At 41.7% G+C, this 22,164-nt stretch carries 17 protein-coding genes and 10 tRNA genes; 20 read left to right on the top strand and 7 right to left on the bottom strand.

What is annotated here, in order from left to right:
* Positions 1–11 precede the first annotated feature (11 nt).
* On the bottom strand, positions 12–650 hold the full coding sequence (locus tag BM736_RS15695) for a TetR/AcrR family transcriptional regulator (protein ID WP_076413837.1): 639 nt from the start codon (positions 648–650) through the stop codon (positions 12–14).
* Positions 651–847: 197 nt separating this feature from the next.
* On the opposite strand from BM736_RS15695, the gene BM736_RS15690 reads away from it, so the two are divergent.
* Positions 848–2,686 (top strand): M2 family metallopeptidase, encoded by a 1,839-nt coding sequence (locus tag BM736_RS15690; RefSeq protein ID WP_076413834.1) that lies wholly within the window; start codon positions 848–850, stop codon positions 2,684–2,686.
* 115 nt (positions 2,687–2,801) lie between these two features.
* Here the strand turns inward: BM736_RS15690 and smrA are convergent, their stop codons facing one another.
* A complete protein-coding gene (smrA, locus tag BM736_RS15685; RefSeq protein WP_076413832.1) occupies positions 2,802–3,389 on the bottom strand; it encodes a DNA endonuclease SmrA in 588 nt (195 codons plus the stop codon).
* A 105-nt stretch (positions 3,390–3,494) separates the two neighbouring features.
* On the opposite strand from smrA, the gene BM736_RS15680 reads away from it, so the two are divergent.
* Entirely contained in the window at positions 3,495–4,064 is a 570-nt protein-coding gene (locus BM736_RS15680) for a nuclear transport factor 2 family protein (RefSeq protein ID WP_076413829.1), read from the top strand.
* Positions 4,054–4,539 (top strand): YchJ family protein, encoded by a 486-nt coding sequence (locus tag BM736_RS15675; protein ID WP_076413827.1) that lies wholly within the window; start codon positions 4,054–4,056, stop codon positions 4,537–4,539. Before BM736_RS15680 ends, BM736_RS15675 begins: the two co-directional genes overlap by 11 nt.
* 21 nt (positions 4,540–4,560) lie before the next feature.
* Here BM736_RS15675 and BM736_RS15670 read toward each other — a convergent pair whose 3' ends face one another.
* The 3 genes from BM736_RS15670 to BM736_RS15660 form a co-directional block, all read right to left on the bottom strand.
* A complete protein-coding gene (locus BM736_RS15670) occupies positions 4,561–6,729 on the bottom strand; it encodes a bifunctional diguanylate cyclase/phosphodiesterase (protein WP_076413825.1) in 2,169 nt (722 codons plus the stop codon).
* Positions 6,730–6,879: 150 nt separating this feature from the next.
* Positions 6,880–7,167 carry a DUF406 family protein gene (locus tag BM736_RS15665; protein ID WP_076413823.1) on the bottom strand — a complete coding sequence of 96 codons (288 nt, stop codon included), beginning with the start codon at positions 7,165–7,167 and terminating at the stop codon, positions 6,880–6,882.
* A gap of 163 nt (positions 7,168–7,330) precedes the next feature.
* Positions 7,331–7,843, bottom strand: coding sequence for a VC2046/SO_2500 family protein (locus BM736_RS15660; RefSeq protein WP_076413821.1), 513 nt, complete (start codon positions 7,841–7,843; stop codon positions 7,331–7,333).
* Positions 7,844–7,968: 125 nt separating this feature from the next.
* Between BM736_RS15660 and BM736_RS15655 the strand changes: the two genes are divergently transcribed.
* The 5 genes from BM736_RS15655 (at position 7,969) to BM736_RS15635 (ending at position 9,794) form a co-directional block, all read left to right on the top strand.
* Positions 7,969–8,053 (top strand) — tRNA-Tyr (locus BM736_RS15655).
* A gap of 30 nt (positions 8,054–8,083) precedes the next feature.
* Positions 8,084–8,168 (top strand) — tRNA-Tyr (locus BM736_RS15650).
* A 97-nt stretch (positions 8,169–8,265) separates the two neighbouring features.
* Positions 8,266–8,350: transfer RNA gene (locus tag BM736_RS15645), tRNA-Tyr, on the top strand.
* 89 nt (positions 8,351–8,439) lie between these two features.
* A tRNA-Tyr gene (locus BM736_RS15640) sits at positions 8,440–8,524 on the top strand.
* A gap of 208 nt (positions 8,525–8,732) precedes the next feature.
* The gene (locus BM736_RS15635) at positions 8,733–9,794 is read left to right on the top strand and encodes a PLP-dependent cysteine synthase family protein (protein WP_076413819.1); all 1,062 of its coding nucleotides are present in this window, start codon (positions 8,733–8,735) and stop codon (positions 9,792–9,794) included.
* Positions 9,795–9,896: 102 nt separating this feature from the next.
* Here BM736_RS15635 and queE read toward each other — a convergent pair whose 3' ends face one another.
* Complete coding sequence (gene queE / locus BM736_RS15630; RefSeq protein WP_076413817.1) at positions 9,897–10,565, bottom strand: 7-carboxy-7-deazaguanine synthase QueE; 669 nt, start codon at positions 10,563–10,565, stop codon at positions 9,897–9,899.
* 194 nt (positions 10,566–10,759) lie between these two features.
* Here queE and queC point away from each other — a divergent pair, with 194 nt between their 5' ends.
* Positions 10,760–11,449 (top strand): 7-cyano-7-deazaguanine synthase QueC, encoded by a 690-nt coding sequence (gene queC / locus BM736_RS15625; protein WP_076413815.1) that lies wholly within the window; start codon positions 10,760–10,762, stop codon positions 11,447–11,449.
* A gap of 2 nt (positions 11,450–11,451) precedes the next feature.
* Positions 11,452–12,060 carry a rhombosortase gene (gene rrtA / locus BM736_RS15620; RefSeq protein WP_076413813.1) on the top strand — a complete coding sequence of 203 codons (609 nt, stop codon included), beginning with the start codon at positions 11,452–11,454 and terminating at the stop codon, positions 12,058–12,060.
* Between the two features lie 107 nt (positions 12,061–12,167).
* Here rrtA and uvrB read toward each other — a convergent pair whose 3' ends face one another.
* Positions 12,168–14,183 carry an excinuclease ABC subunit UvrB gene (uvrB, locus tag BM736_RS15615; protein WP_076413811.1) on the bottom strand — a complete coding sequence of 672 codons (2,016 nt, stop codon included), beginning with the start codon at positions 14,181–14,183 and terminating at the stop codon, positions 12,168–12,170.
* A 1,374-nt stretch (positions 14,184–15,557) separates the two neighbouring features.
* On the opposite strand from uvrB, the gene BM736_RS15610 reads away from it, so the two are divergent.
* The 10 genes from BM736_RS15610 (at position 15,558) to rsxC (ending at position 22,164) form a co-directional block, all read left to right on the top strand.
* Positions 15,558–15,633, top strand: a tRNA-Asn gene (locus BM736_RS15610).
* A 51-nt stretch (positions 15,634–15,684) separates the two neighbouring features.
* Positions 15,685–15,760: transfer RNA gene (locus BM736_RS15605), tRNA-Asn, on the top strand.
* A 33-nt stretch (positions 15,761–15,793) separates the two neighbouring features.
* Positions 15,794–15,869 (top strand) — tRNA-Asn (locus BM736_RS15600).
* Positions 15,870–15,901: 32 nt separating this feature from the next.
* Positions 15,902–15,977, top strand: a tRNA-Asn gene (locus BM736_RS15595).
* Positions 15,978–16,014: 37 nt separating this feature from the next.
* Positions 16,015–16,090: transfer RNA gene (locus BM736_RS15590), tRNA-Asn, on the top strand.
* A gap of 26 nt (positions 16,091–16,116) precedes the next feature.
* Positions 16,117–16,192 (top strand) — tRNA-Asn (locus tag BM736_RS15585).
* Positions 16,193–16,327: 135 nt separating this feature from the next.
* Positions 16,328–18,232: an EAL domain-containing protein gene (locus BM736_RS15580; RefSeq protein ID WP_076413809.1), complete on the top strand. Its 1,905-nt coding sequence runs from the start codon at positions 16,328–16,330 to the stop codon at positions 18,230–18,232.
* A 112-nt stretch (positions 18,233–18,344) separates the two neighbouring features.
* Positions 18,345–18,923, top strand: coding sequence for an electron transport complex subunit RsxA (rsxA, locus tag BM736_RS15575; RefSeq protein WP_076413807.1), 579 nt, complete (start codon positions 18,345–18,347; stop codon positions 18,921–18,923).
* A 2-nt stretch (positions 18,924–18,925) separates the two neighbouring features.
* On the top strand, positions 18,926–19,495 hold the full coding sequence (rsxB, locus tag BM736_RS15570) for an electron transport complex subunit RsxB (protein ID WP_076413805.1): 570 nt from the start codon (positions 18,926–18,928) through the stop codon (positions 19,493–19,495).
* The gene (gene rsxC, locus BM736_RS15565; protein ID WP_076413803.1) at positions 19,489–22,164 is read left to right on the top strand and encodes an electron transport complex subunit RsxC; all 2,676 of its coding nucleotides are present in this window, start codon (positions 19,489–19,491) and stop codon (positions 22,162–22,164) included. Before rsxB ends, rsxC begins: the two co-directional genes overlap by 7 nt.

The raw sequence follows: 22,164 nt of genomic DNA, 5'->3' as shown, positions 1-22,164 counted from the left end.
CTCATTACCATTTAAGTAGATACAGGAACTGCAACGCCAGCAGAAAGGTATGGGATCACTTTTCTAATCACAGCTTCAATGTCATTATGTTCATCAAAATCAGCTGCAGCAATCTCAGTTAATGCATCTGCCGATGCCATAGTGAAAACAACCGTGCCTAAGGTAAAGTGTAAACGCCAAAACATCTCCGCGGGAGGAATATGTGGTGCACTATCAGCAACGGCTTTAACAAACTGAGTGAGATGTTGCCCATAGTGGGTCGTAATAAACCAGCGAAGATGCCCTTGGCTTTCAATGTAACCTCGGCCAAGTAGTTGCAAAAAGGTACGAGTACCTTCAGACCTTAGCTGATTAAGATCGAGCAAGGGTTTAACCAATGTCGAAAATATATCATTAAGGGATGCATTTTTATCGGCAGCTTGTAAACTGACAATCTCCGAAGACGCTGCGGGCATAAAAACATCCAAATAGCGTGCAAGCACAGCACGGATGAGCTCTTTTTTTGAACCAAAATGATAGTTAACAGAGGCTAAGTTAACTTCTGCTTTACTTGTTATCAGACGCAGTGAGGTTTCTGAAAAGCCCCGCTCAGCAAATAATTTCTCTGCGGCATCGAGAATTCTAATTTTTGTATCGGATCGACTTGCCATTCCGTGACCTTTTGACTCTATTTAAAACACTCGTTTAAATTAAACACTGGTTCACATTTTGTCAAACTAAATTATTGTCCAATGACCAGCTGTTACTAGATTTACACACCTTTGTATCCCTTTTCATCTGTTGCACTTTTAAATCATCAGTTTTTCGATAAAATACTCAACACAAAAACAACAAGGGAACTGATTTAATGAAACCTTCCATACCAAAGCTGTCACGAATTTCACTGCTTATCGCATTTTCATTAGGTTTAACAGCCTGTAATACATCTCAATCTGAACAGGTTGACACTAAGCAATCCCAACTAGATGRAGCAAAACAGTTTCTTGATGAATCAGAAAAAACATTGAGTGACTTATCTATTGAGATAAACCGCTCAGAGTGGATCTATAGCAACTTCATCACAGATGATACTGCAGCACTTTCAGCTTCTGTAGGAGAAAAGCAAACAGCAACTTCAGTAAAACTTGCCACACAAGCGGCTAAATATACTTCACTACCTTTAGATGAAGCTAGCATGAGAAAACTGAATATCCTCCGTAGCTCGCTGGTATTACCCGCTCCTCTCGATCCCGCTAAAAATGCTGAGTTAGCAGCAATAAGCTCTGAATTAAATGGCTTGTATGGTAAAGGTAAATACTGCTTTGAAGATGGCCGCTGTCTAACGCAGCCTGAACTGTCAGCCATTATGGGAGAATCAAAAGATCCAGCCCTACTGCTTGAGGTTTGGAAAGGCTGGCGAGAAATTGCTAAACCAATGCGTCCGCTTTTCGAGCGAGAAGTGGAGCTTGCTAATGAAGGGGCAAAAGATCTTGGTTATGCCAACTTATCAGAGCTTTGGCGCAGTCAATATGATATGAAACCCGATGAGTTTTCAACAGAGCTAGATCGCCTTTGGGGTCAAGTTAAGCCACTTTATGATTCACTGCATTGTTATGTACGTGGTGAGCTAAACGAAGAGTATGGTGAAGATGTTGTTCCATCCAATGGCGCTATTCCTGCACACCTTCTAGGAAATATGTGGGCGCAAAGTTGGGGCAATATTTATGACAAGGTCTCACCTGCTGATGCCGATCCTGGCTATGATGTCACTGAGTTACTTGCTAAGCATAACTATGATGAAATCAAGATGGTGAAACAAGCAGAAAGCTTCTTTAGTTCACTGGGGTTTGAAGAGCTACCTGATACATTTTGGCAACGCTCGTTATTCGTTCAACCTGAAGATCGTGATGTAGTATGTCATGCCTCTGCTTGGGATCTCGATAATCTCGATGATATTCGCATCAAGATGTGTATTCAAAAAACGGCTGAAGACTTTACTGTTATACACCACGAGCTTGGACATAATTACTATCAAAGAGCTTATAAGAATCAACCTTTCATCTTTAAAAACAGTGCAAATGATGGTTTCCATGAAGCGATTGGTGACACGATTGCCCTCTCTATCACCCCAAGCTACCTTAAACAGATAGGCTTGCTTGATGAGGTCCCTGACGCGTCTAAAGATATCGGATTGCTACTAAAACAGGCCCTCGACAAAGTGGCCTTTATGCCTTTTGGGCTCATGATAGATCAATGGCGCTGGAAAGTGTTTAGCGGCGAAATAACCCCTGAGCAATATAACCAAGCTTGGTGGGACCTTAGAGAGAAATACCAAGGTGTTAAAGCACCAATTGAGCGAGGTGAGGATTATTTTGATCCAGGCGCTAAATACCATGTACCAGGAAACGTACCATATACTCGCTATTTCTTAGCACACATTTTGCAGTTTCAGTTCCATAAATCTCTGTGTGATATTGCAGGAGATAAAGGGCCAGTCCATAGATGCAGCATATATGGTAATGAAGCGGCTGGCAGTAAGCTAAATACCATGTTGGAAATGGGGCAAAGCCGTCCGTGGCCAGAAGCGTTAGAAGTTGTGACCGGGAGTCCTGAAATGGATGCTACTGCCGTATTAGATTACTTCGCCCCCTTGCAAACTTGGTTAAACGAGCAAAACAGCGAAGCCAACCGTCAGTGTGGCTGGTAGTGGCAAGTAGGATCAATCTGTAGAATCGACGATATAAACTAAAATTCTATTGAGTTGTACTAACAAGCGCTAGAAAGTCTCTAGCGCTTTTTTGTGGCTAAGATTGTTGTAACAATTACCGCGTTCCCGAACCCTTCCTGTTTATTTCACTGTTTTCAATTTTCTTTTGTTTTGATTTGACTAGCATTAGGTATAAAGCCCCTGTTCCACCATGATCACGCTTGGCGCTGTGAAACGCGAGCACGCCTTCAGTATTTGATAACCAGTGTGCCACAAACGATTTTATAACAGCAGGGTAAGGCTTACTCTTATAGCCTTTACCGTGGATGATCAGCGCACTACGATCGCCTTTCTCTATACATGCTTGTACAAACAGAAAAACAGCCTCCCTAGCTTGCTTTACATTAAGTCCAGTGAGATTAAGTTCACTCTTAGCCTGATACTGACCTGAGCTTAACTTTCTAAAAACAGCGCCCTGAACACCCTCCTTACAAAAGCTAAGCTCTTCGTCAGGTGCAACAGGTGAGATTAACGCTGGATCAACAGGCATAGCTAATAACAAGGCTGAAGCTTGTGCAGCTTTATTTCTGGCAAGCTGCGCGCTAGTTTGCTGATAGCTATTTTGATGCAGTACTTTAGGTTGCCCGCCAAGAGGCTTAACCCCTTCCATCTCTTCAAGAAAAGAGGAAACATCATCACTCATTAAAAATCCCCTTTGAGTAGACACACTTTGTTAAGAACTAAAACTTTAGATCATTAAGGTCATCAATTATAGTGTCTGTAGTAATAGTTGATTTTGAAATACTCAATGACCTTGATAAAAAACATTGCACTCTTTGCGTTTATTACACTTTGCATGATACAGCCTGCGGCTGCCGTGCAGGAAGATAATGCTGCAATAAATCAATTCTATACCCAGTTTACCCAAGCGTTTGAACACTTAGACGCCGATCTGGTTGAAAAAGTGTATGCTGAAGATGCCTGCTATATACCAGAAACACAGAGTAAAGAGATCACTATGGGTCGTGACAATATCATTGCTCTATATAAAAAGTTTTTTGGTAAGATTAGACATAAAGAAGCGAGAATTGAGGTCGATTTTAGAGTTATCGATAGACAAATGGAAGCGAACAATGCAACCGATGTTGGCTATTTCTTAATTCGTTTTCATCCCCCCGTTGATACAGAAGAACCCGTTAGTGAGTTTGCTGGAAAATTTGTCACTGTTTCTAAGAAAAACAGTGAAGGAAAATGGCAATTAACCGTCGATACCAACAATCGTTCAGAACCCCCATTTTATTACAATGCAAAGCCCTCTCCCAACCTGTATTATGGCCGACAATTCTCCCCTCTCATATCAGCAAATAATGACAATTAATCAATCAGCACCTTGCCCCTGTGGAAAACAAGAAAATAGTAAGCCCCTGCCATATTTAACTTGTTGCGGTAAACTTCACCAAGGTGAACATAAAGCCCAAACACCTGAAGCGCTGATGAGAAGTAGGTATAGCGCTTTCGTTTATCAAGATTACGACTACCTCATTTTGACACACCATCCAAGCTACCTAAACGGTATGACGGCTTCTGATCTTTCTCAAGGGGGAGAGCCAGACTGGTTATCACTGCAGATCATTTCAAGCTCGATGACTAGCCCAGCAGGGCAAGTAGAGTTTCAAGCTTGGTATAGAACAGAAGATGGCATAGATGCTATTCATGAGCGTTCAGAGTTTATTTTTGTCGATGGCTCATGGCTGTATACTCAAGGCGAGCAGTTTGAAGCTGACCTGCCTAAGCGAAACCAAGTGTGTGTTTGCGGTAGTGGGAAAAAATTTAAGCAGTGTTGCTCAAGGTAAACAAGAACTACATATATAAAATTAGTGTATTAATTCATTCGACGATTTTACAAGAAACTGACTAAAGTCAGACTCTCTTAAAGCGGGACTATATAAAAACCCTTGGGCTTGATCGCAACGATGATCAGAAAGAAACGCTTCTTGCTCTTGGGTTTCAACCCCTTCGGCTGTGAGTGAAATATTGAGCGCCGATGCCATTGCAATAATCGCACTGACTATCTCACGACTTTCACGGCTCACGGTGAGATCTGAAATAAAGGAGCGGTCTATTTTCAGCTTACTGATTGGAAACTGCTTTAGGTATCTCATCGAGCTATACCCAGTACCAAAGTCATCAATGGCTAAACCAACACCTAACTCTGAAAGCTCAGTACAAAGCTTTGTTGCATATTCAATATCTTCCATCAATTCAGTTTCTGTTATCTCTAAAATAAGCGTACCAGGTTTAATACGATATCTAGAGATAAGGCTCCACACCTGATCAAACAGGTTCCCACTAAAAAACTGCCTCGCCGAAACGTTGACATGCATTGAAATATCTAACCTATGGTGCTGCCACAAGTTCAATTGTCTACATGCAGCTTCCAATACCCAAGTACCTATCGCATTAATGATCCCGGTCTGCTCTGCTATATCGATAAACGCGCCAGGATACAGCACGCCTTTTTTAGGGTGATGCCAACGGATCAATGCTTCAGCCCCAATATAAGATTTCTTCTTAAGATCTCTCAATGGCTGATAATAAAGTTCAAATTCACGGCCTCTTAGTGCCGTTTGTAGATCGCGCTCAATCTGAGCATCCTCTTTAAAGGTGTTTAGTAAAGCATTATTGAACACTTGGATAGCGTCACCCTGCTTTTTCTTTGCATATTGAATAGCAATATCTGCGCAAGCTAGGGGTATAAAGTTTTCTTCGACAGTAGATATATCTACAATCGATAAAGCAGGTTTTGGCTTAATTTTTTCGCGGCCTATAATGATTGGTGCGGTGAGTTGACTATAAAGTCGAGTGGTAATGTACTCAATATCGGCGTGGCTTTGTAGTTGTAAAATAATAGCAAACTCATCACTGCCAACACGTGCAAGCTGTTCGGTGCGATTGATATTGGAAAAATGCTTTAACCTTCGCGCTATTTCAATCAGTAAAACATCACCATTTTCATGCCCGTAAGTATCATTAAAACGCTTAAAACCGCGAATATCGACCAACACAAGATGACCCGTTTTACAAAGCTCTAGCTCTTTTGTGAAATAACTTCGATTATAAAGTCCAGTAAGTCCGCAGCGCCAAGCGAGACGTTCTAATTTAGCTTGATACTGCTTTTCATCAGAGATATCGTCCGCTTTAACCATTGCATAATGGTTACCCCGCTCGGTAATAAACTGTTTTACCGAATATCGTAGCCAATATGTTCTTCCATCAGCTCGAGTAATTTCATTCTCACCTTTTGCAACGCTACCATTAGCAACTTGAGTTAGCGCTTCTATCGCTTCCTCTGGGTGTTGTTTTACGAAATCTAGTTGCTTAAATGATTGACCAATGATGTGCTGTTTAGCCGTACCAGAAATAGATTCATGGGCCTGATTAACATACTCAACTAAATCTGTTTTCAAATTGATGAGCATGCTGACTTGTTCAGATTGCTCATCGGCACTTAATAGTAAGGTTAACCTTTCATCTTTCTCATAAGCATTTCGGGTAGCTAACGTGAGCGCTAATTGATCGGCAACATGGGTTGCGAGGTGAATCTCGCTATCAGTCCAAGGTATGTTTGAGGTTCTCTCTAAATAGAGGACTCCCTCAAGGTGACCATTAATTCTGATAGCAACATCTAAACTGGATAGGATCTGCTTAGGAGTAAAGTAAACCTCTCTTAACTCCTCGACCCTGTCGTCATGGGTAACATCACTAGCATCGATAAGACGCTTGTTTCTCAGCTCACAGATATAATTTGGACATTGTGAAGGGAGTGGGCGCTGTTTGACGAGCACGTTTGAAGGGCCATAATCCGCGGCGATATTCAGCGTATTGTCGTCACAAGAGATAACACTAACGCCGACATAACAGACAGCAAGCTGTTGGCACAGTAACTCTGTAGCCAACTCAGCTGTACTCTGAAAATTGCCATCTTGTTTCTCTTTCGAGTTAACAATAGACTCTAATAAGTATTGATACTCACGCTTCTTCACAAATGTCCCTAAACAGTAAGTGAAATCACTTACTCAACGCTTCCAACTAGCTAGTTAACTGTTAGCAGCTTTATTTTAAAGTTATTATTTTAATTATTTTTCAACCTACACTACACGAAGCTATCACCAATAAACAACACAGACTCATAATTAAATTGAGTTTTCTAATTGAAAAATCATTTTTTCCGCACTGAAACTGAAATCAATCTGTAACGTCACGCCCTTGTCATCTTTGCTGGTAGTGATAGCGACCTGCTCAAATCGTTCTTGTGCTTTTTTGGCTAACATTGCTGATTCAGACTGAGCTTGTTCACCTTGAAAAGTGATAATCAGTTGAGTGTCGTGCTCATCGATCACAGCGCCAATATCAGCATAGCTACCACAATCATTACAGGTATCATTGACTAAGTTTGATTGTGCGCTCTGAATTTTTTTCATGATTCTTTATCTCTTACAGGGTTTTGAAGTGTGCATTATACGCTAACTGTATGAATGCAATGCTACCTAACTCAAACTTAGTAATAAAAATGCCAATAAATAGCATGAAATATAAGGCCATTTCGTTTTTACACACCATTGGTGCAGCATATGAAACATTAAGTTAACAGGATGCGATGAGCTTTCCCATCTGCCTTTGCTTAGATAAAAGGTCAACAAAATGAACATCTGACAGATGAATGCTATCTTTATTCGTTGAATTTAGGGCTTTTGCTGATTGATATCTTTCTCGGGTAATAAGATCGCAGTTTGTTAACACTTTTTGCATTTGAGCAGACTCAGTCCCCCTGACGACTAATGCTTCAGGGGACAGTGCTTGCTGCAGCTGAAACGCTTTTACCCCACCATGTCTAAAAGACTCACTATGATTGACTGGATTACTCTCTCTAGAAAGATCATTGATTAACGTCTCAGCTTTTGGAAGCTCAAACTTTGCACGTAATTGACTGTCTTCATCTAGCTGACCTTTTTCAAGTTGGAACTGAGCCATATCACGGGCATCTGTCGAGAGTAAGGATAAGAGAAGTGCAAACTCCCCTCTGCGCTCACTATCTACAGCGTGATTAAGCCGTGAGCCTAATTGTGACTCATTTATTAAGATTGAACCAGGTCGCATAAAAAAACATCAATAAATCAACTCGTTGATAGTTAATCGACCGCTTAAAGTAATACTTTAGCTTTTTTTTCAAATAGGGGCTTTACACTGACAGAGTTTGTGACTACTATTGCCGCCGCAATTGAGGAGGGGTTCCCGAGTGGCCAAAGGGATCAGACTGTAAATCTGACGGCTCAGCCTTCGAAGGTTCGAATCCTTCTCCCTCCACCATTTGCACTTAGATAGAAAATAGAAATATCCGGAGGGGTTCCCGAGTGGCCAAAGGGATCAGACTGTAAATCTGACGGCTCAGCCTTCGAAGGTTCGAATCCTTCTCCCTCCACCATTTCTGTTTAATGTGTAAGAGTTTTAAAAAGTTGTAAAACCAATCTGTAAAAGATAGTTCATATTAATTTATGACTGTGAGTATGAAGAGACAATGTGGAGGGGTTCCCGAGTGGCCAAAGGGATCAGACTGTAAATCTGACGGCTCAGCCTTCGAAGGTTCGAATCCTTCTCCCTCCACCATCTTTTTGTATTAAGTTTTAAGTTTTAAGTTTTAAAATGTGTAAAACATATTTGATATTAATTTATAAAATATGAGTAAAGAAAAATGTGGAGGGGTTCCCGAGTGGCCAAAGGGATCAGACTGTAAATCTGACGGCTCAGCCTTCGAAGGTTCGAATCCTTCTCCCTCCACCACTTTCTTATTTAACGTAGACTCATCTCCCCGCTTTTTTGTTTCACTGCATACTTATACATCGTACTTCACCATCAAAGTTAGACTCCCCATCTTAATTAAAATAGTTTAATCAATCCCCTTTTTTCCAAAGATATTCTCGCACTTGCTTCCACGACTAATTCAATTTAGCTATCATCTAATTAATTAGAGAAACACCTTAGAGGCAAAATGAAGAATTCATGGGTAAATCAAGCTATTGCGATTATTGAAGCGGATTATCAGCGAAGTGCAGATACTCACCTCATTAAACTGGATATTCCATCACTTGCAGGGATAGATATCTATCTTAAAGATGAGAGCACTCACCCTACCGGCAGTCTTAAACATCGATTAGCCCGCTCTCTATTTCTTTATGCACTCTGTAACGGCTGGATTAATGAGAGAACGAGTGTCATTGAATCCTCTTCAGGGAGCACCGCCGTATCCGAAGCCTACTTTGCCCGTTTATTAGGCTTACCTTTTATTGCTGTTATGCCGCGTTCTACAGCCAAAAAGAAAGTTCAACAAATTGAGTTTTATGGTGGTCGATGCCACTTTGTTGATCACTCTAGTGAGATCTATGCGGAATCTGAACGGCTCGCCACAGAGTTAGATGGTCACTATATGGATCAATTTACCTATGCAGAGCGTGCTACTGACTGGCGCGGTAATAACAATATTGCTAATTCCATTTTTGAACAGATGGCAAAGGAGCCACACCCTATTCCCCAATGGATAGTGATGAGTCCTGGTACTGGTGGAACCTCTGCGACTATTGGTCGCTATATACGCTATCAACAACTTGAAACTCAGCTCTGTGTCGTCGACCCAGAGAACTCTGTTTTCTTTGATTACTTTACCCAAGGTGATAGCAAGATAACCTCAACGAAGGGCAGTAAGATAGAGGGAATTGGCAGACCAAGAGCTGAACCTTCCTTTATACCAGGTGTGATTGATCATATGGAGAAGATCGACGATACAGCCTCTATTGCAACCATGTATTGGTTAGAGCAGTTGATTGGTAGAAAAGCAGGTCCATCAACAGGGACGAATCTTTACGGCGTGTTAATGCTTGCATCAAAAATGCATGCTGAGGGAAGAAAGGGCTCACTTGTAACCCTATTATGTGATTCAGGTGAGCGTTACCTTGATACCTACTACAACAACGAGTGGATAGATTCAAATATTGGTGACCTTCAAGCGTACCAAAAAAGTCTTGAAAACCTCAGCCAGACAGGTCAATTGCTTTAATAGATAGCTTAGTCATCCCCTTTGGTATTATCCCCTGTACGCCTTAGTGCGAAATAAAAAGTGTGTAATAGAAGCTTACAGGGGAATGACATCAATGATCTGTTAATCGATATTTAGATACTTATGAGTCTGAATCGATAATCGCCAGTTGCGCTCAATACAGACTTTCATTGCGAGCTCCGTCGCCCTTGGTTTCTGACTAATTGGTTGCAGACAAATAGTCTTATCCACAAGGTCAATGCCATTTAAAAGCTCATCTAATTGCTCAATATGTTTCGTCATACTCACAGGGTGTTTTATCTCATTAGCTCTCTGAATAGATTGTGGTAACACCAACATGCCCGCTTTCATGTCCACTTTTGGCGACACAGTAACCCAAGTGCTCTGTGAGCATATGACCTCAAAGGTGCCGCTGGTTTCAATCTGGGTACTAAAGCCAGCTTCATTAAAGTGTTGAGTCAATGGCTGGAGATCATACATACACGGCTCGCCACCTGTGATGACTAAGTGCTTAGCAGTAAATCCTTTTTCTTCTATATAGTTAAGCAATGATTGTGGCGAGATATTGGACCATCTTCCAATTTCACCATCTACTTGAATAACAAGTTCAGGGGCAACTTTGTTTTCGTCTAATAACTCCCACGTATGCTTAGTATCACACCATGAGCATCCTACAGGACAACCTTGAAGTCTAAGGAATATAGCTGGAACGCCGGTAAAGTAACCTTCTCCCTGGATGGTCTCAAAAACTTCATTAACTGGGTATTTCATGGCTAACCTCTAAACAATGGGCGGCTTTTATAGTGTATTTTTTTGCTGTTCGCAAGCTATTAATCAAAACGGTTAATCGCAAACCGATACTTCACTAACGAGCTATTGAATCAACCGACTTCATACAATTGATATTATACAAGTGGCAGCCTGTCAGTTAAAATAGCTTTTATTTAAATATCTTAGTGATCTATATGTCAAAAGCAGTGGTAGTTTTCAGTGGCGGACAGGACTCAACAACCTGTTTAATTCAAGCACTTGAACAATATGATGAAGTTCATGGGATCACGTTCGATTATGGTCAGCGCCATCGTGAGGAGATAGAAGTTGCTGAGCAACTTGGCAAGCGTTTAGGCTTAGTCAGTCACAAAGTATTAGATGTCACTATGCTCAATGAGCTTGCCATTTCAGCCTTAACGCGTGACTCAATCGAAGTGTCCAACGATCTGATGGAAAACGGCCTGCCTAATACATTTGTTCCCGGTCGAAACATACTATTCCTAACTTTAGCAGGAATTTACGCCTATCAATTAGGCGCAGATACTGTGATCACTGGCGTTTGTGAAACCGATTACTCAGGTTATCCAGATTGTCGCAACGACTTTGTTAAAGCGATGAATAATGCGCTTGTGCAAGGTATGGACAGACAACTTGAATTAGTCACCCCGCTAATGTGGCTCAACAAGGCTGAAACTTGGGCTTTAGCAGATAAATACGAGCAGTTAGCATTAGTCAGAGATGAAACGTTAACCTGTTACAACGGTATTGTTGGTACAGGCTGTAAAACCTGTCCAGCCTGTTTATTAAGACAAGGTGGTTTAGATGACTACCTCAATAATAAAGATAAAGTTCAAGCCGATCTCCATAGCAAAATGAAGGCTTAACCTTGTCGAGTAAAACACCAGATGTAAACTTAAGCGGTAGAAATAGCAGCTATTTGTTTGCTTTAGCAATCACGTTAGTTTGCATCTTACTTTACTTCATGAACGCTGAAGCTTTTCTCGCCTATAGACGAGTCGAGATAGCTGACGGAGAGTATTGGCGAGTAGTAACTGGTAATCTGCTACACACGAATGCATGGCACTTAGCGATGAATTTAGCTGGGCTTTGGGTCATTCTACTCTTGCACCATATGCACTACCGGCTACTACAACTCTCAGTCTTGTTTTTAATATTTTGCTTACTTCAAGGTGTGAGTTTATATCTATTCGTTCCCAGTTTACTCGGCTATGTTGGACTTAGTGGCATGTTACACGGTCTGTTTACTTACGGTGCTATCAAAGATATTTTACTGGGCTATAAAACGGGCTACTTACTGCTGACAGGCGTAATACTGAAAGTCATCTATGAGCAGGTCTTTGGGGCCGGACAGCAGATAACAGATATGATAAATGCAAGGGTTGCCACTGAAGCCCACCTTATTGGTGTCATTTCTGCGATAGTACTATTTATTGTTGTTTTCTTAGTAAAACGAATAATTAAGCAAGTTAAATAGCTCAAGCGCCAAAGCTCAACGTTCAAATAGTCTTACGAAATAAGGTCAATTTAGCGCTAGCATAAAGGTTAGCGGTAAATTGCATTTTCAACGTGAACCGATAGATATTAAGCTTTAATCAATGCTTCCCTTAATTTCATGACTTGATCTCTCATGGCTGCAGCCTGCTCAAACTCTAAGTTTTTAGCATGTTCGTGCATCTGCTTCTCTAACGCGTCGATTTGATGGCTGAGGCTCGCCATATCGTTTAAGTTATATTTTGCTGTATTTTCAGCAACATTAAGTGTTTTCGTACCACTAGTGATCGTCGTCTCTCTCTCGCCAACATCCATCACATCGGTGATTTTCTTAACGACGCCTTTTGGTACGATACCGTTATCGAGGTTATATTGATGCTGTAGCTTTCTACGCCTTTCAGTCTCCCCCATAGCCTTAGCCATAGAGTCTGTAATGCGATCAGCATACAAAATCACCTTACCGTTCACATTTCTTGCTGCTCGGCCTATCGTTTGGATTAACGAACGCTCAGAGCGTAAAAAGCCTTCTTTGTCTGCATCTAAAATACACACTAGTGAGACTTCTGGCATATCAAGCCCCTCTCTGAGTAAGTTGATCCCCACCAACACATCAAAAACCCCTAATCGGAGATCCCTGATAATTTCGACTCGCTCTACGGTATCGATATCAGAATGCAGATACCTTACTTTGATGCCATGATCATCTAAGTACTCGCTGAGATCTTCAGACATACGCTTAGTTAACGTAGTCACCAATACCCTTTCATTCACGGCTATTCTTTTACGTATTTCTGAAAGCAGATCATCTACTTGTATCCCGACTGGCCTGACTTCTAGCTCTGGGTCGAGTAAGCCAGTTGGTCGTACAACTTGTTCAGCAATCTCACCGTCAGACTTGTCTATTTCGTATTGGCTAGGTGTTGCCGATACGAAGATAGCCTGGGGCATCAGGTTTTCAAATTCTTCAAATTTCAGTGGCCTGTTATCCAATGCCGAAGGTAATCTGAAGCCATATTCAACTAGATTAGACTTCCTTGACCTATCACCTTTATACATAGCACCTATCTGAGGCACTGTAACGTGTGATTCATCGATAATGAGTAAACCGTCGGCTGGTAAGTAATCGAGCAAGGTAGGTGGTCCCTCGCCTGTTGCTCTGCCTGATAAGTAACGTGAATAGTTTTCGATCCCGGAGCAATAACCCAGTTCAACCATCATCTCAAGATCATATTGAACTCGCTCAGTGATCCGTTGCGCCTCAATGAGTTTATTATTATCGAGTAGTTGCTGCTTTCTAACTCGCAACTCCTCTTTAATCTCTTCTGTAGCTGCAAGTATCTTTTCTCTTGGTGTGACATAGTGGCTTTTAGGGTACACAGTGATGCGAGCTATTCGCTTAACAATATGGCCTGTTAATGGGTCAAATAAACTTAACCTTTCTATTTCACCATCAAACAGCTCGACACGAATGGCATCCCTATCAGAATCTGCAGGAAATATATCGATAACCTCGCCTCGCACGCGAAAGGTACCTCTATCCAACTCAATATCATTCCGTGAATATTGCAGTTCACTCAAACGTAATAAGATGTCTCTTTGTCCCATAAAATCGCCCTGCCTAAGGTGCAGCAACATTTTCATGTAAGAGTCAGGATCGCCAAGACCATAGATTGCCGATACCGATGCAATCAAAACAACATCATTTCTTTCAAGCAGTGCCTTTGTTGCCGATAAGCGCATCTGTTCTATGTGAGCATTAACAGACGCATCTTTTTCAATAAAGGTATTAGTTGAAGGCACATAAGCTTCAGGCTGGTAGTAGTCATAATAGGAGACGAAGTACTCAACAGCATTATTGGGAAAGAACTCTTTCATCTCACCATACAATTGAGCGGCTAAGGTTTTATTAGGGGCCATGATTATCGTCGGTCTGGCCATCTGCTTAATCACGTTCGCTATGGTAAAGGTTTTACCCGACCCCGTGACGCCTAATAATGTCTGAGAAGCTAAACCAGATTCAAGACCATCGACAAGCTTTGCGATTGCCTTAGGTTGATCGCCAGCGGGCGAATAGTGGGATTTTAAGGTAAATGTTGATTCAGTCACAGACGCGTTCCTTTTATAAGCAGCAGCTATATTATACCAATCTGCATAAAGATGTGACCACTCAGCGAGAATTTAGCGCGTCTGGGAAAGGTCATTAATTGCTCCTGCATTAACGACATTCAGAACATCCATGTTCTTTGCAACAAGTGAAGAGCATAGTTATTCTACGTTTAAGCTCGTTAACACCGCACCAGACTTGCTAAAACTCGCCTTTCAGGCGCTTTTTTGGCTGCCTACTTCTTCGTTGAATAACTTCACAAGGGAGTACCATTGCATCAATTATTCGCCTCGAATTAGTTTGCCAAAAATAGCGCTGAGTAGAACACTTGCTTATGCAGATTGGTATTAAACCAATTCATAGGCAGGTGTAATCACTGAAGAGTGAAATGATTACCTTATGGATATGCCGCAATCAGCATTAACAGTTTCTGGCCTTACTTCACCCAATTAAACTGCTTTAGCTGATAATGATGAACTTTCAATGATAAATTTATGAAATTTTCGAACAATCAAGATATCACGTCGATTCGACGAAAAACTCGCCGCAAAGCCAGCAAATATAGCGGACTAATACACAAGAGTGGACATAATCTCAGTTACATTTAGATATACACTAATTGTAAGCTTGAAATAACTTCTTGCTTTTATTATCTTGCTGTTTTTGCTGGGGTTAATTTAAGAGCTAGATAATTGGTGATTTTAAGTTCAACCCCCGTTCCATCGGGGTTAGAAACACATTTTTAATGTTAACCCACAGGTTTATCCACAGATTTAGTGGATAACTCTTGCAAGCCCTTACAACATGGGGCTTTTAACAAGGTTATACAAATAGCCTGTCTCCATGCCCTGAGATGTAATTTTACAACATATGAAAGCCTTCACCCATTGCCACACTGGATCCACACAGCATTCAATGAAAACCCACACATGAAAGCAAACGATATTTTTTAATTAATCGAGCCTTGGTGAAAGCTAACGTTTCTATTAGGCAAACAACTTTACACCTGAGAGTGAGTTCATACCAACAGCAAACAAGGCGTAAAGAAATTTGATAGAAAGATAGATAGAAAGAGTAAGTAAAACCGCTTAAGGAGCCATAAACGTTAAAAATATCGATAAACAAGGTGAGTTGAAGGCTTAGAATCCAATAATCGAGCAGAATTTCATCATTATGCAATATTGACTAACTTACTGAGTATAAAGTCGTTAGCATTTTTGCTCACCAATAGACCAAAATGTGTGTTTCTGCGTCAGGACGAACATTAGATGAGCACTTAACAGCATAATTACACTTTTTTTTCTTCCTCGAGTTGACTCATCCTCAAGACCGATTTAATATGCGCTCCGTCTTCAACGACGAGCAACTTAAACGATTCCCCTGTAGTTCAGTTGGTAGAACGGCGGACTGTTAATCCGTATGTCACTGGTTCGAGTCCAGTCTGGGGAGCCAAAGTTGTTAAGAATTGAAAACAAAATCAGATTGTTATCTGAATAAAAGTATTCCCCTGTAGTTCAGTTGGTAGAACGGCGGACTGTTAATCCGTATGTCACTGGTTCGAGTCCAGTCTGGGGAGCCAACTTTTATAAGATAATATGATGAGTGAAACGATTCCCCTGTAGTTCAGTTGGTAGAACGGCGGACTGTTAATCCGTATGTCACTGGTTCGAGTCCAGTCTGGGGAGCCACTTCACTTACATAGTAATAAAAATATATCGATTCCCCTGTAGTTCAGTTGGTAGAACGGCGGACTGTTAATCCGTATGTCACTGGTTCGAGTCCAGTCTGGGGAGCCATATTTTTATCACATAATCTGAGTTAAACTAAATCGATTCCCCTGTAGTTCAGTTGGTAGAACGGCGGACTGTTAATCCGTATGTCACTGGTTCGAGTCCAGTCTGGGGAGCCAATTTAGCAAGTAAATAATTTATCGATTCCCCTGTAGTTCAGTTGGTAGAACGGCGGACTGTTAATCCGTATGTCACTGGTTCGAGTCCAGTCTGGGGAGCCATAATTTTATTTATATACTTACCACTTCTGCTTCACCTCTAAGTATCACTTTCTATTTATCATCAATTAAGTTTAGAATAACGTTCAGAATTTACTAGAATAATAGATGTATTCTATCCTAGCGAACGGAACGCTTATGAGCTTATCTCGACTTTTTCACCTCCTTTTGATTGTGATTTTTTTCAGCTTAACTTCGCTTTCTTATGTGGAAAGCAAATCATCACTCAATGCTAAAGCTCAACAGAGACTTTTAAGCTATCAAGCGCTCATTTCGAATACTCAATTTGAAGCGACTGATGGCATGAATTTACTTTCCTCTTTAGAAAAACACTTTTCGTTCCAGTTCTTTCAATATATCCACGAAAATGACAGTAGCTATAACCTGACTGAAGGTGAGCTGTTTCCCCAATACACAAACCCTTTAGCCCAAGTCTTTCCGGTTGAACTCCCTGATACACGTAATTTAAACCAAGGTCGTTTACAAGTACGGCTAAGCACTGATGATATTATTGGTGAAACTTTACTGACTTTCGAAAAAACATTAGCCGTTATCTGGCTTACTTATCTACTCATTGTTGTGCTATTTACTCTTATTATGCTTAGGTTTAAAAAATCTATCGCCTATGCCGCCTCCTATATTGAGAGTCTAACCAACCACTCTTATGATGCACTTGCAGCCTCTAAACTTTGCAGCGAATTAACCCCGATCAAAAATGCGCTCGAAAAATGTAAGGTAGAGCTAAAATTTAGCTCAGATGAAGCAATCAAAGAAAATGAAAAGCTACAAAAAGTCGCTTTTCAAGACACCATTACTGGTTTTGACACTAGAGTTCGATTCACTCAAAAGCTAGAGAGTTTCTCTAACCTCAGTAAAGAGGAGATTGGCTTACTGGCAATGGTTAAAGCCACAGAGCTTGGTCAGATAAACCAAACACATGGACGCTCTGCAGGGGATGATTATTTAGCTAAAATTGCAAACTGTATTCGTAAAGCTGTATCTAAATACCCTAATTCTCAATGTTATCGAATTTCAACAGCTGACTTCGCCATCTTTATCCCTAATCTTGTTTTAAAAGACGGTGTACCATTTCTGGAATCATTAAAATCGCTATTTGATGAGTATCAGCAGACGTTAAAAAGTGAGTCCATTGCCCATATCGGCCTAGTGCCTTACCATCAGGACAGCGACCCAGTCAGTTTACTTACACTTAGCGATACCGCTGTGAGTATTGCTCAAACCCTCGGTCCAAATTGCTTTCACATGCAAGACAAGCTTAATGGTGATGAAGTTTATGGTGATACTCGCTGGAAACTTGCTATTGAAGATCTCATTAGGCGACGCGCTATCAAATTTTATCAGCAACCTATTCAACCCTGTCGCACTGAAGTCAAAGTTTATAAAGAGCTCTTTTCGCGATTCTATAATAAAGATGGCAAGTTTTTACCAACAACCACGGTCATAGCTATGGCTGAAAGACATGGCATGATTTTAGAGCTTGATAAGTTGATTGTCTTAAACACATTAAAAATATTAATGGATACCCCATCTCTTGAAGGCGCGTACGGGATAAACATTAGCTCCTCTTCTATCATGCAGGAATCCTTTGTTGCATGGCTAAAAGATCAGTTAGTTAAAAAGCGACATATCGCCTCGCGACTGGTTTTTGAGACCAACGAAGCTGGCATGCAATCAAATCTAGCTGCGAGTTATAAGTTTGTACAAGTTATGCATAGTGTAGGGGCTAGAGTCTCTGTTGAGCACTTCGGCATGGGCTTTACCTCGTTTAAATTCTTCAGAGAAGTGAGACCAGACTTCATCAAACTTGATGGTAGCTATACTGATGGCATTGAAAAAGACACAAATAATATGTTTTTTATCAAGATGATTGTCGACATATCTAGAAGATTAGCCATTCGAGTGATAGCCACTTCAGTTGAAAGGCAAGAAGAGAAACTGGCACTTGAAAAAATGTTGATTGATGGTCTACAAGGTTATTACATCTCTCAACCTCAAGCTGTACAGGTATTGGATCCTAAATAAACGATTTTTAGCATTATCTATAAATTAATTAAAACCTTGTATTCTATGTGTTGTTTCTAGCTCAGGAAAAGCTGATAATAGCACTAATAATTATTCCCAAAAATGAATCGAGATGAGTGAGTATCTCCTATTATTGGTCAGTACTGTACTGGTCAATAATTTTGTATTAGTAAAATTCCTTGGCCTTTGCCCATTCATGGGGGTATCAAGCAAGCTTGAATCAGCTATTGGCATGTCCATGGCGACCACGTTTGTATTGACATTAGCCTCTGTACTGAGTTACCTCGTCAATCAATACTTGCTGTTGCCTTTTGATCTTAGCTACCTACGAACAATGAGCTTTATTTTAGTCATCGCTGTTGTCGTACAGTTCACTGAGATGTTGGTGCAAAAAACCAGTGCATCATTACATAGAGCACTCGGTATCTATCTGCCTCTTATCACCACGAACTGTGCAGTGCTCGGTGTAGCCCTTCTTAATATCAATGAAAAACACAACTTCATCCAATCTGCGATTTATGGCTTTGGTGCTGCTGTAGGTTTTTCACTTGTGCTCATTCTATTCTCTGCAATGCGAGAACGTCTTGCAGCTGCTGATGTACCTTTACCATTCAAAGGCGGTGCAATAGCCATGATTACTGCCGGACTCATGTCCCTCGCTTTCATGGGATTCACGGGGCTTGTAAAATAACAATGTCTGATATATTTATTGCAATAATTTTAGTCACTCTCCTTGCTCTTGTATTTGGAGTTGTGCTTGGCTTCGCTGCAGAAAAATTCAAAGTAGATGGCGACCCTTTAGTCGATCAACTCGAAGCGCTCCTTCCTCAAACACAATGTGGCCAGTGTGGCTACCCTGGATGTCGCCCATACGCTGAAGCGATATCTAATGGTGAAAAGATAAACAAGTGCCCCCCTGGTGGTGTTGCTACCATGGAGAAGCTTGCTGAAATGGCCGGTGTTGACCCTGAACCGCTCTCGATGACAGAAGAGGTGCAGATAAAAAAAGTCGCCTACATCAGAGAAGATGAATGCATAGGTTGTACTAAGTGCATTCAGGCCTGCCCTGTTGATGCCATTCTGGGCACAGGCAAGTTGATGCATACCGTTATTACCGACTACTGTACTGGTTGCGATCTATGTGTCGAGCCCTGCCCTGTCGACTGCATTGATATGATACCAGTGAGTCAAAATATGAAAAATTGGGATTGGAAGTTACATGCCATCCCAGTAAAAATGCTAGATGAGGACCACAAGTGCTAACTTTATTTGAACAGATTGATAAAGGGACACTTTGGCGTTCAATAGGCGGGATTCACCCTCCGGAGCGTAAATCACTCTCTAATAGACAGGCAATTGGGCGCTTTCCACTTGCCCAAGAGTATGTCATCCCTCTCACTCAAGTCGGTGAGTCTTCAGTGCTTGTTGTAAAGCAAGGTGATTACGTTGCTAAAGGCACAGTACTAACCGCAGGCACGCACTTTGCGCATCTCCCAGTGCACGCACCGACCTCAGGCTATATATCAGCTATCGAAGCAAGGCCAAGTAATCATGCCTCTGGGCTTGACGTTTTAAGTTGTGTTATTACCCCCGATGGCTTAGACACGCCATGTGCTGAGATACATCCTAAACTCAGTGCAGAAGATGTTTTACAGTTAACAGATAAACAGATCCTCAATAAGATTCAGCAAGCAGGTATTGCCGGGCTTGGAGGCGCTGCATTTCCCACTCATATCAAATTGAACCCAGCAAGTGATATTGAGTTGGTGATTATCAACGCTATTGAATGTGAACCCTATATTACTGCTGATGATATGCTCATGCGTGAAAATAGCGATGAGCTCCTCAACGGGATTGCTATCATACATAGGTTATTGAAGCCTAAGCGCCTTATCATCGCAATTGAAGATAACAAGCCTGAAGCCATTGAGATCATGCAGCACGCGTTAAGTCGAAGCAGTTTGCCTCAAGCAGGTGTACGCATTACTTGCTTACCAACTCTCTACCCGTCGGGCGGTGAAAAGCAGTTAATTCAAATCTTAACTGGACAAGAGGTGCCTTCTGGCGCGATTCCAGCCCAACTGGGTATTTTAGTACAAAATATTGCCACAGCTTATGCCATTAACGAGGCCGTCTTACAAGGTTACCCACTAATTGAGCGTGTTGTCACCATTACCGGTGAAAATACCAATAAGCCTGGTAACTACTGGCTGCCTATCGGAACCCCTATATCTCATTTGCTGACTCAGGCAGACTTTTCTGGCAATGAAAATGACAAAGTCATTATAGGTGGCCCTATGATGGGATATGCATTACACAATGATAATGCGCCAACATTAAAAGGCTCAAACTGCGTTCTGCTTCCCGCCAATAGCGAATTAGCGCCCCCGCAGGCAGAAATGCCCTGCGTGCGTTGTGGTGAGTGCGCACAAGTGTGCCCAGCCCAACTGCTACCTCAACAGTTATTTTGGCACTCAAAAGCGCAAGAATATGATAAAGCTTCGAGCTTTAACTTAGCAGACTGCATTGAATGTGGTTGCTGTACCTATGTGTGTCCCAGTGAAATTCCTTTGGTCGAATATTATAGAATTGCAAAAGCTGCGATTAAGACTGAAACAGAAGAGAAAAAACAAGCAGAGCTTGCCAAACAAAGGTTTGAGCTACGAACTCAACGTCTTGAAGATGAAAAACGTGCTCGCGAAGAAAAGCAAAAAGAAGCTGCTGCAAGACGTAAATCGACCATGACCTCAACCGATAAAGACGCGGTTGCTATGGCAATGGCGAGGATCAAGGCTAAAAAAGAGGCTAGCGCCAATTCAGGAGCAGAGTCATCAAAGCCAAAAGGAAAAGAGATCTCAGCAGCAGTTGCACGCGCTAAAGCAAAGAAAGCGGCGAAGGCATCCAGTGAGGAAAGTGAAGCAAATTCGACAGTCACAGATTCTGAAAGAAGTAGTAAAGTTGCAGCCGCAGTAGCTAGAGCGAAAGCCAAGAAAGCCGCAGCCAAAGATGGTTCGAGCCCGGCTGATGAGGCTGCAGACAAGCCTAAAACTAACCAAGCTAATGAGCTTGGCATTGACGAACTTGATGATAAGAAGGCTAAGATTGCTGCAGCAGTGGCTAGAGCGAAAGCCAAGAAAGCAACGGCCAAAGATGGTTTGAGCCCCACAGATGAAGCTACAGACAAGCCTGAAACCAACCAAGCGAATGAGCTTGGCAGTGACGAACTTGGTGATAAAAAGGCTAAGATTGCTGCAGCTGTGGCAAGAGCAAAAGCTAAGAAAGCAGCGGCCAAAGATGGTTTGAGCCCTGCTGATGAGGCTACAGACAAACCTAAAACCAACCAAGCTAATGAGCTTGGCAGTGATGAGCTTGATGATAAGAAGGCTAAGATTGCTGCAGCAGTGGCTAAGGCGAAAGCCAAGAAAGCAGCGAAAAAAGATGGTTTGAGCCCCACTGATGAGACTACAGACAAGCCTAAAACCAATCAAGCTAATGAGCTTGGCAGTGATGAGCTTGATGATAAGAAGGCAAAAATTGCTGCAGCGGTGGCTAAGGCGAAAGCCAAGAAGGCTGCGTCTAAAGATGGTTCTAGCACCACTGATGAGGCTACAGACAAACCTCAAACTGACCAAGCAGATACTCTGACCATTAATAAGATTGGCACTGATAAGCTTGATGATAAGAAAGCTAAAATTGCCGCGGCGGTCGCTAAAGCAAAAGCTAAGAAAGCGGCAGTAAAAGATGGTTCGAGCGCCACTAATGAGGCTACAGACAAGCCTGAAACCAACCAAGCTGATACTCTGACCATTAATGAAGTTGGCACAGATGAGCTTGATGATAGAAAAGCTAAGATTGCCGCAGCGGTCGCTAAGGCGAAAGCACGAAAAGCATCACGCTCTCTCACTAAAACTAATGAAAACAACAAGGATTAA

Source organism: Shewanella sp. UCD-KL12, assembly GCF_001957125.1.
Taxonomy (GTDB): Bacteria; Pseudomonadota; Gammaproteobacteria; order Enterobacterales; family Shewanellaceae; genus Shewanella.
This window is presented reverse-complemented; position numbering and strand designations above follow the sequence as displayed.

Bases quoted from the DNA above. Each gene is read 5' to 3' on its own strand.
- BM736_RS15695 (WP_076413837.1), bottom strand. From the start codon at position 650: ATGGCAAGTCGATCCGATACAAAAATTAGAATTCTCGATGCCGCAGAG.
- smrA (WP_076413832.1), bottom strand. From the start codon at position 3,389: ATGAGTGATGATGTTTCCTCTTTTCTTGAAGAGATGGAAGGGGTTAAG.
- BM736_RS15680 (WP_076413829.1), top strand. From the start codon at position 3,495: ATGACCTTGATAAAAAACATTGCACTCTTTGCGTTTATTACACTTTGC.
- BM736_RS15675 (WP_076413827.1), top strand. From the start codon at position 4,054: ATGACAATTAATCAATCAGCACCTTGCCCCTGTGGAAAACAAGAAAAT.
- BM736_RS15665 (WP_076413823.1), bottom strand. From the start codon at position 7,167: ATGAAAAAAATTCAGAGCGCACAATCAAACTTAGTCAATGATACCTGT.
- BM736_RS15660 (WP_076413821.1), bottom strand. From the start codon at position 7,843: ATGCGACCTGGTTCAATCTTAATAAATGAGTCACAATTAGGCTCACGG.
- BM736_RS15635 (WP_076413819.1), top strand. From the start codon at position 8,733: ATGAAGAATTCATGGGTAAATCAAGCTATTGCGATTATTGAAGCGGAT.
- queE (WP_076413817.1), bottom strand. From the start codon at position 10,565: ATGAAATACCCAGTTAATGAAGTTTTTGAGACCATCCAGGGAGAAGGT.
- queC (WP_076413815.1), top strand. From the start codon at position 10,760: ATGTCAAAAGCAGTGGTAGTTTTCAGTGGCGGACAGGACTCAACAACC.
- BM736_RS15580 (WP_076413809.1), top strand. From the start codon at position 16,328: ATGAGCTTATCTCGACTTTTTCACCTCCTTTTGATTGTGATTTTTTTC.
- rsxA (WP_076413807.1), top strand. From the start codon at position 18,345: ATGAGTGAGTATCTCCTATTATTGGTCAGTACTGTACTGGTCAATAAT.
- rsxB (WP_076413805.1), top strand. From the start codon at position 18,926: ATGTCTGATATATTTATTGCAATAATTTTAGTCACTCTCCTTGCTCTT.